Origin of the sequence: Streptomyces sp. NPDC002793, assembly GCF_040295485.1 — a bacterium.
GTDB lineage: Bacteria > Actinomycetota > Actinomycetes > Streptomycetales > Streptomycetaceae > Streptomyces.
In genome coordinates this window covers 79,117-81,278 of the sequence record NZ_JBEOVL010000020.1, presented here as the reverse complement: position 1 = coordinate 81,278, position 2,162 = coordinate 79,117, and the positions used below count along the sequence as shown (strand labels likewise).

The window sequence follows — 2,162 nt, the reverse complement described above, 5'->3', positions numbered from 1 at the left end:
CGGGGACCGCCCGGGAGCCCGTGCGGGCAGGACGGAGCGGCCGCTCCCGGCGTGATGTGGGAGCGGCCTGCGGCGCGTCTGTCAGCGGCGCCCATGCCCGCCCGAGCCGCCGTCGATTCCGTCGGTGTCGATGCGGTTGGTTCCCTGCTCGACGTTCTCGATGTTGTGGTCGCGGGTGTCCTTCATCATCCGGACCTGGCCGAGCGTGGCGTCGGTGATGCCCACCAGCGCGTCGCGGATGGACAGCATGGTGTCCTTGGTGGTCTGCCGTTCCTTCTGCTCCTGCGGCCTGGCCTTCTCCGCGAACTCGCCTTCCGTGCCCGGCCACTTCACGGTGGGCGCGAGTTCGTCGAGGAATTCCTCGGTCATGCTCCTGGTCAGGGTGCCGATCTCCTCGAGCTGCTTCGCCAGGGCCTCGATGCGATGCGGGTCTACGTAGTACCGCTGTCCCATCGTCAGTCCTCTCCCTCGTCGCCGATGGCGTCCCGCCAGGCGGGGGCGGACTGAGCACCGCGAGCGTCCCCGTCGTCCTCGTGCAGTACCTCGGGGCCGAAGATGCGCTCCCAGTCCATCTCGAAGCCCTTCAGCTCCGGCACGTTGCTGCTGGGCTCGGCGAAGGGCGCTATCGCCTTCATCACGTGCCGGTTCATCTTCAGACGTGCCGCACTCGCCGCCTCCAGGACGCTGGCGCCCAGCTCCTGCGGTGACATGTCGCGGTACTTCTCCTCCAGGAAGTCGATCCCGATCAACTCGCCCTGCGAGCCCGCCGTGGCCCGCACCGCGCGGTCGGAGGAGAGCGCCGCGAACGACGCCGTGCGCAACTCACGCTCGGTGCGCGCGACCGCCTCCTGGGCCGCCTGCAGTTCGGCCATGGCCTTCTCCAGGCGCTTCTCCAGCGGTTCCGTCATGCTCGCTCCCTCCCTCTCCGTCGGTCTCTGCATACGTCCGTACGTCCGTACGTCGTGTCCGGTCCCGGTCCCGGGTCCGTCAACTGCTTCCTTGATCTTGCCTGGTGAGGCCCCGGCCACGGAAGCCGGGGGTGGGCCGGCTCCGGGCCCGACTCGTGGTCACCGGCCGATCACGGACGGGGTGCCGCCCTCTTCGGTGCCCCACACGTCCGCGTCCTCCTCGAGGTAGTCGGCGGATGTGGCCGGCCTGCCGCCCTGCTCCGTCTCCTCCTCGGCGGCATTCCCGCCGGTGGTCGTCACCCGGGAGGCCGGGGCGAGGAAGGTGTCGCTGTCCTCCTGCCGGTTCCACGGGCTGCGCTTGCGGCGGTTGCGGCGCTCGCTCTCCTCGGCCGCGTCGACCAGGACGGCACGTACCCGCTCGCCGTTGCCCTTCTCGGCGCCCCCGCCCATGCCGCCCATGCCCCCGCCCATCGGCATGCCGGGGCTGCCGGGCGTGCCCGGAGCGCCGGGGGCGCCCCCGGCCGCGGAGGGGGCGAGCGGGGCGCCCGCACCGGCGGTAGCACTGTCGGAGAGGGGAGCGACCCCGCCCGTGCCGTCCAGGGAGACGGAGCCCGCCTCCGAGAGGCCGCCGCCGGATGCGGCGGTGCTCGCCTGACCACCGCCGAGGCCCAGCTCGGAGAACGGCACGTCCCGGCTGGTGGTGCCTCCGCCACCGCTGCCGCCGCCGACCCCGTCGAGGCTGCCGAGACCGTCGAGGCTGCCCAGTTCGTCGAGCAGGCCCGGACTGTCCAGGTCGACGGGTGTGTTGAGCTCCTTCAGATCCACCGTCTCCGTCCTGCCCTGCGGATCCGTGACGGTGGCGATGCCGGTGTCCGGGTCGATGACCTGCTTGGTGCCGTCCGGGAAGGAGGTGTTCAGCAGGCCGTTGTCCAGGAAGGTGGTGGAGCCGTCCGGGTTGGTCACCTTCGCGCCGTGGGTGAGATCGGTCTCCACCGTGGTGCCGTCCGGAGTGGTGCTGGTGAACATCCCGGTCTCCGGGTCGAATACACCCTTGCTGCCGTCCGAGAACACCGTGGCGAAGTCGTCGTTCAGGAGCCCGGTGTGGCCGCCCGTCGGGGTCTCCAGGCCATCGATGGAGCCGATGTTCCCCAGGTCTCCGAGGCCGTTCGCGCCGTTCAGACCGCCGAGGTTGCCCAGGTTCTCCGTCGTCGTCGTACCGTCCGGAGCCGTCGACGTGGCCTGCCCCGTCGCCGG

2 protein-coding genes and 1 pseudogene are annotated in these 2,162 nt (G+C 71.2%); all 3 read right to left on the bottom strand.

All coding sequences use genetic code 11. The features are described 5' to 3' along the window. Positions 1-81: 81 nt before the first annotated feature. Positions 82-453 carry a hypothetical protein gene (locus ABT001_RS20935; RefSeq protein ID WP_351279569.1) on the bottom strand — a complete coding sequence of 124 codons (372 nt, stop codon included), beginning with the start codon at positions 451-453 and terminating at the stop codon, positions 82-84. Positions 454-455: 2 nt separating this feature from the next. After that, entirely contained in the window at positions 456-908 is a 453-nt protein-coding gene (locus ABT001_RS20930; protein ID WP_351279567.1) for a YbaB/EbfC family nucleoid-associated protein, read from the bottom strand. 159 nt (positions 909-1,067) lie between these two features. Next, positions 1,068-2,162 (bottom strand): annotated as a pseudogene (locus ABT001_RS20925) (AAWKG family protein); the annotation flags it as partial.